Origin of the sequence: Pricia sp., from assembly GCF_041745955.1 — a bacterium.
In the GTDB taxonomy this organism is placed as follows: Bacteria; Bacteroidota; Bacteroidia; order Flavobacteriales; family Flavobacteriaceae; genus Pricia.
On record NZ_JBGTHY010000032.1, the window covers coordinates 1 to 6,215 of the forward strand.

Annotated in this window: 7 protein-coding genes and 1 pseudogene; 7 read left to right on the forward strand and 1 reads right to left on the reverse strand. The window is 47.0% G+C overall.

Translation table 11 applies throughout. From position 1 onward, the window contains the following. From ACEW8S_RS01065 to ACEW8S_RS01095, 7 genes are all read left to right on the forward strand, one after another. Positions 1-286 (forward strand): cytochrome C (locus ACEW8S_RS01065; RefSeq protein WP_373516342.1); only part of this gene is annotated, 286 nt, incomplete at its 5' end. 254 nt (positions 287-540) lie between these two features. After that, on the forward strand, positions 541-834 hold the full coding sequence (locus ACEW8S_RS01070) for a cupin domain-containing protein (RefSeq protein ID WP_373516343.1): 294 nt from the start codon (positions 541-543) through the stop codon (positions 832-834). A gap of 9 nt (positions 835-843) precedes the next feature. Next, positions 844-1,569 (forward strand): iron-sulfur cluster repair di-iron protein, encoded by a 726-nt coding sequence (gene ric, locus ACEW8S_RS01075; protein WP_373516344.1) that lies wholly within the window; start codon positions 844-846, stop codon positions 1,567-1,569. A gap of 79 nt (positions 1,570-1,648) precedes the next feature. Further along, positions 1,649-4,441 (forward strand): aconitate hydratase AcnA, encoded by a 2,793-nt coding sequence (gene acnA, locus ACEW8S_RS01080; RefSeq protein WP_373516345.1) that lies wholly within the window; start codon positions 1,649-1,651, stop codon positions 4,439-4,441. A 68-nt stretch (positions 4,442-4,509) separates the two neighbouring features. Next, complete coding sequence (locus ACEW8S_RS01085) at positions 4,510-4,620, forward strand: DUF488 family protein (RefSeq protein ID WP_373516346.1); 111 nt, start codon at positions 4,510-4,512, stop codon at positions 4,618-4,620. Continuing rightward, positions 4,617-5,087, forward strand: a complete 471-nt coding sequence (locus tag ACEW8S_RS01090; RefSeq protein WP_373516347.1) for a hemerythrin domain-containing protein — start codon at positions 4,617-4,619, stop codon at positions 5,085-5,087. The genes ACEW8S_RS01085 and ACEW8S_RS01090 overlap by 4 nt, the downstream gene beginning before the upstream one ends. Further along, positions 5,044-5,391: a hypothetical protein gene (locus ACEW8S_RS01095; protein WP_373516348.1), complete on the forward strand. Its 348-nt coding sequence runs from the start codon at positions 5,044-5,046 to the stop codon at positions 5,389-5,391. The genes ACEW8S_RS01090 and ACEW8S_RS01095 overlap by 44 nt, the downstream gene beginning before the upstream one ends. A 190-nt stretch (positions 5,392-5,581) precedes the next feature. Here the strand turns inward: ACEW8S_RS01095 and ACEW8S_RS01100 are convergent. Then, positions 5,582-6,215 (reverse strand): annotated as a pseudogene (locus ACEW8S_RS01100) (hypothetical protein); the annotation flags it as partial.

The following is a 6,215-nucleotide window of genomic DNA, read 5'->3' on the forward strand; positions in this document are numbered from 1 at the left end:
CTCGTCGAGCAATGTCGAAGGGGTGCGCACCATCCCTTTCGAGGTACGCAACGGTCCCGAGATTTCCGTGGTCGGCCTAAAGAAAAACGAGGTGGTCGATACCCAAATTGCCATTACCATCAATGCCTACGGCAGCGAGACCAAGGACTCGTTTGTAATCAAGGGATCCGAGACCCCACAGGCCATTCCAGCATGGGTCTGGTCGTTGATTATCGCATTCGTTGGCTTTGCCATGTTCTATGTGATTATGTATTGGAACCCTGAATTGTACAAATCGTTTTTCTGAAAAAAGTCAATCGGTAACGAATAATTATGTAACTATTTTATTGGACGTGTAAAGTGTGGCGGCCGGTAATTTTCAATCGGCTACCCTAAAAATTTTGGATGGTTTTTATTTCGGATAATTTTGTCAGAATTAAAGATATTGCCTATCTTTGCTATAAATCCTAGCAGGAACTAATTAAAGGATAAAAATATCCTAATATCATTTTTTACCGGTTCAAATCCGAAAACCAATGGATTACCGCAAAAAGTAAAATCATGGACGTAATGAACAAACCTGAACTGACACCATTGGAAGTGGGAGCTTCGTTCAAGACCATACAGGTCAAGGGTCTAGCAGGAACGACAATGCCCCCGCACTACAGCACCAAAGAAGCCGTAATCGTGGTACAGGAAGGCCGGGCCCTATTGAAAATGCCGGACAGCGACCACGTTTTGAAGAAGGGTTGCACCTTTATCATTCCCGCCGGAAAGGAACACACGCTCAAGATTCAGCAAGACTTTAAAGCCGTCGCCATCATGGCCGTCGATTCGCAAATCAATTTTATATAAAAAAACATCATGGAAGAAACACTGGAAAAAACAATAGGACAAATCGTCGCCGACGATTATAGAAGCGCAGCGGTATTCGAAAAATTCGGAATCGACTTTTGCTGCAACGGCAACCGCGGTATCGAAGAGGCCTGTGAACAAAAAAAGGTGGACGCCGGCGAACTGCGTAAAAAGCTCGAAATTGCCTTAGCCCTTACTACCGCCGAAACAACGGATTACAAATCCTGGCTGATGGACCAACTGGCCGATCATATCGAGAAAAAACACCATAGGTATGTCGAGGAACGGATTCCCGTACTCAAACAATACCTGACCAAGATAAACAAGGTTCACGGTGCCAAACATCCCGAACTTCAGCAGATACATGACCTTTTCGTCGCCAGTGGCGGCGAGCTTGCCATGCACATGAAAAAGGAAGAACTGGTACTCTTTCCGTACATCCGTAAAATGGTCAAGGCGAAACAGAGCGGGGAAAATTTGAACGAGCCCCGTTTCGGAACGGTCAAAAACCCGATTCAGACCATGATGCAAGAACACGACAACGAAGGGGAACGCTTCCGGCAAATCGAGGCTTTGAGCGACAACTATACGCCTCCCGAAGATGCCTGCGGTACATACAAAGTCACTTTCGCTATGCTCAAGGAATTTCAGGACGACCTGCACAGGCACATCCATTTGGAAAACAATATCCTGTTCCCGAAAGCAGAGGAATTGGAATCGGAGCTGAACGCTTGACCCGAATTCCCTTACCGAACGAAAAGGCGAATACCAATTGAAAAAGATGGAAAAAATCCAAGATTTTAAAATGTAGACCATGGACAAAGACCCCTATAAAATTAGAAAGAAGTTATCGGTTTCCGGAAAAAGTTTTGGTTACTACAGTCTTTCCGAACTTGAAGAACAGGGGCATAAAATAGGCAAACTTCCCTTCTCCATCCGTATCCTATTGGAAAATGCGTTGCGGAACTACGACGGTTTTGCGGTGACCATGGAGAACATCGAAACTATCCTGAACTGGCGCCCCGAAGCATCGGAAAAGAACATTCCCTTTAAGCCCGCCCGGGTGCTAATGCAGGATTTCACCGGGGTTCCCGCCGTAGTGGATTTAGCCTCGCTCCGTGCCGAAACTGCCCGAAAGGGAAAAGATCCGGAAAAGATCAATCCCTTGGTCCCCGTTGACCTGGTCATCGACCATTCCGTGCAGGTAGATTATTTCGGTACGGCCTATTCCTACGACCGCAATATGGAAGAGGAATACAAACGGAACAAAGAACGGTACCAATTTTTGAAGTGGGCGCAGAAATCCTTTGATAATTTTAGGGTAGTCCCGCCCGGTATGGGTATTTGTCACCAGATAAATTTGGAATATTTCTCAAAATTGGTCATCGAAAGAAATGGCGAGCTCTTACCCGATACCTTGGTGGGCACCGATAGCCACACGCCCATGGTCAACGGTATCGGCGTAGTGGCCTGGGGCGTTGGCGGCATCGAGGCCGAGGCTGCGATTTTGGGGCAGCCCCTCTATTTTATCATGCCCGAGGTCATCGGACTAAAACTTACCGGAAAACTGCCTTTGGGCTCCACGGCCACCGATCTGGTGTTGACCATCGCCAATCTGTTGCGAAAACAGGGCGTAGTGGGAAAATTCGTAGAAGTCTTCGGTCCCGGTCTCGACCATCTTTCGGTACCGGACAGGGCGACCATAGGCAACATGTCCCCAGAATTCGGGTGCACCATTACCTATTTCCCCATTGACGACAAGACGCTGGAATATATGTGCGAAAGCAACCGCTCCGAAGAACAGATCGATCTAGTGGAAACCTACTGCAAGGCGAACATGCTCTGGCGCGAAAATGAGGAAAATATTACCTACACCTCGGTTCTCGAACTTGACGTGTCGACCATCGAGCCAACCGTGGCCGGCCCTAAACGCCCCCAGGACAAGATACTCTTAAAAGATTTTAAACCCAAGTTCATCGACCTGTTGGGCCAATCCTTCGGGCGGGAATATATCGAACAGAAAGACCGTGAAACGCTGCTTTCCGAAACAAGGTGGAAGAGCGAAGGGGGCGATCAGCCCATAAACGAACCCGCACAAAAGGTACGGAAAGGGACTGTCGAGACCAAGGTAAAGGACGGCCTCAAAACGGTATGGATCGATCGGGGCGACGCTACCTTTATGCTCTCCGATGGTTCGGTGGTCATAGCCGCGATTACTTCCTGCACCAATACCTCCAATCCGTTCGTCATGGTCGGAGCGGGACTGGTGGCACAAAAGGCCCGTGAACACGGTATCGACGTAAAGCCTTGGGTAAAGACCTCCCTGGCCCCAGGCTCCAAAGTAGTCACCGATTATTTGGAAAAGGCCGATCTGATGAAAGATCTAGAAGCCCTGCAGTTCCACTTGGTGGGGTACGGTTGTACCTCCTGCATCGGGAATTCCGGCCCTCTCCCCCCTGCCATCGCCAAGGCGATCGACGAGCAGGAACTGGTGGTCGCCTCCGTACTTTCGGGCAACCGGAACTTTGAGGCGCGGGTGCATCCACAGGTAAAAATGAACTTTTTGATGTCGCCCATGTTGGTAGTCGCTTACGCGCTGGCCGGTAGGGTCGATATCAATCTGGTCAACGATCCCATTAGCTATGATCGGAACCTGCGGCCCGTTTACCTGAAGGATATTTGGCCCACGGACGATGAGATCAATGAAATTCTGGCCCGCGTACTTTCCCCCAAGGATTTTGCCAAAAATTATGGCGAGATTTTCGAGGGCAACGAGATATGGCGGAACCTTGAAATTCCCGAAGGGAAATTGTACCGATGGGACGAGAATTCCACCTATATCAAGGAAATCCCGTTTTTCCGGGACATTTCGGCCGAGGCACCTGCCCTGAAGGATATTCAAAATGCCCGTGCCCTTTTGGTGCTGGGCGACAGCATTACCACCGATCATATTTCGCCAGCGGGACCCTTCAACGAACATTCGGCCGCAGGGAAATACTTGATCGACAAAGGCGTGGAGAAGAAAGATTTCAACTCGTACGGTAGCCGTCGCGGGAACGATGAAGTGATGGTACGCGGCACTTTTGCCAATGTGCGAATCAAGAACCAACTGGCCGTCAAAGAGGGCGGCTATACCCGCTATTTGCCTACGGGAGAGGAGCTATCCGTCTTTGATGCTTCCGTAAAATATCGTAAAGAAGAAATCCCTCTGGTAGTATTGGCCGGTAGGGAGTACGGCAGCGGATCCTCCAGGGACTGGGCGGCAAAAGGTACGTTTCTCTTGGGAATCAAATGCGTACTGGCCGAAAGTTATGAACGCATCCACAGGAGCAATTTGGTAGGACTTGGTGTGCTTCCCCTGCAATATAAAGCGGGGGACACCGCCGACAAATTGGGAATCGACGGCAAGGAAATTTTTACGGTAACCGGCATATCCAAGGATATCAAGCCCCTAAAGGAGCTTCAGGTCACCGCCAAGAACGAATCGGGCGAAGAAATTAAGTTCGGCGTCATTGCGCGACTCGATTCCCTGATCGAAATCGAATATTACCGAAACGGGGGCATATTGCAATATGTACTGCGCCAGTTTTTAGAAAAGGAAAATTAATAAAGCTCACAATGGAAATAACTATTAAGGTAAAACCTATTTTAATAGAAAACACATAAAAAGAAGATTTGGCAGAAAGCAGAAAAAAAGCAGAAAAACAAACGATCACACTACTGTACGGGGCGAAGGATACAGAACATAATCAGGCGGTTATACTTCAAAAAATATTGAAAAAATGAATCCAGAAACAAAAAAGCCGATCAAAAGAAACAAGGACCTGCAACCGCTCAGCCGCGATCATCACCATAGTCTTCTGCTGTGCTGGAAAATCAGGACGGGCTTTTCAAAAGGCGTGGCAGCAGAAAGGATCAAATGCTATGCCGACTGGTTTTTCGAACACCACATCCATCCCCATTTCGAAATGGAGGAAAAGCATCTCTTTCCTATTTTGGGGAACAGCAACGAACTGGTCAAAAAAGCGATTGCGGAACATCGTAGGCTGGGAAGGCTTTTTAACGATACCGACGAAATCCCTAAATCCCTCAGCTTGATCGAGGAAGAACTGGAAAGACACATCCGCTTCGAGGAACGGGTACTTTTTAACGAAGTACAAAAAGTCGCTACCGAAGAACAACTACAAACAATTTCAAAATTACATACCGATGAAAAATATATTGACAATACCGATGACCCATTCTGGGAGTGAAAAAAGGACCGCTGTAATCGAACAACATTATCATAATCTGTTGACCGAGTTCAAAAAACAACAAATGGGGTATGCCACAATTGCTATCATCGGCCAAAGCTGTTTGGGATCTATCGCGGCAATGATGATTCTTATGAGCAATGTGTCAAAAATACCGCTTTTGACAGCGTTGTTTTTGGTCACCATTTTATGCATGGCATTTAATGGTGCCGTTCTGGCCCAACTAAAATCTAAAACCATATTTAATCTTCTTATCGCAAGTGTTCTATTCAGTTTCCTAATGATTACCGTACACTTGATTTGACTTATTTCAAACGAAAATGATCAACAATTACGGCCTGACCTATTTTGACGAGTTCGGGGTCGAATGCCGGGCAGCTTTCAAGGGGGTACGATGATGAAAAGCACACCCTGTCGAAAATCAACGGAACTACCCCCTAGAAGTCGCTTGGCCTGTCAGATTCCGATAAATAGCGAACTTAACGGTACTATTTTCAGGATATCGAAGGATGATCAGGTTGATCACCCCTCCAATTGACGGCCAGCATTAAAAGTAGACTCAAAGGAATCAGGGAACTTCCTACCGCCAAAGCTTCAAAATATCCTTCGAAAATAGAGAAGCCTTGCCATGCTGCCAATCCTTTGTAGACAATCAATGTTTCCGTAACCACAAATCCTATGAAGTAAGACACATAGGCTTTGTACGGAATCCGCATCAGCTTAAAATAATCCAGTAAGAAAAACAGGGCGATGGTGATCACGCCCAAAAACGTCCAATGCAAATACCCGACGGTAAAGTCGAGGAAGGTTGCGGCCAAGTTGGCAAAATAGGGAAAGGCCGTAAGCAATTGCAACACCATTTTTACGAACAACAGTACCGCCACTGTTTTTAATAGGTTCCATTGCCATTTTGAGAGCATTGACCTCAATTTGATTCGGTACGGAAATAAAATCCGGACCAGCAAAATCAAGGCAATAAGTTGAAAAGCCCCTCCTACGCCACCGAGAACGTTCAAAAGTATGGGTGGTTTTATGAACAGCGTAGATAAAAAGAAGGACAGGGCTATCCCTAAATTAAAACACCAAAATAATTTTTTGAAGATACTTTTTGAAGGTCTTATCCCGCGT

Coding starts and splice junctions, on each gene's coding strand:
- ACEW8S_RS01070 (WP_373516343.1), top strand. CDS start 541: ATGGACGTAATGAACAAACCTGAACTGACACCATTGGAAGTGGGAGCT.
- ACEW8S_RS01095 (WP_373516348.1), top strand. CDS start 5,044: ATGAAAAATATATTGACAATACCGATGACCCATTCTGGGAGTGAAAAA.
- ACEW8S_RS01090 (WP_373516347.1), top strand. CDS start 4,617: ATGAATCCAGAAACAAAAAAGCCGATCAAAAGAAACAAGGACCTGCAA.
- acnA (WP_373516345.1), top strand. CDS start 1,649: ATGGACAAAGACCCCTATAAAATTAGAAAGAAGTTATCGGTTTCCGGA.
- ric (WP_373516344.1), top strand. CDS start 844: ATGGAAGAAACACTGGAAAAAACAATAGGACAAATCGTCGCCGACGAT.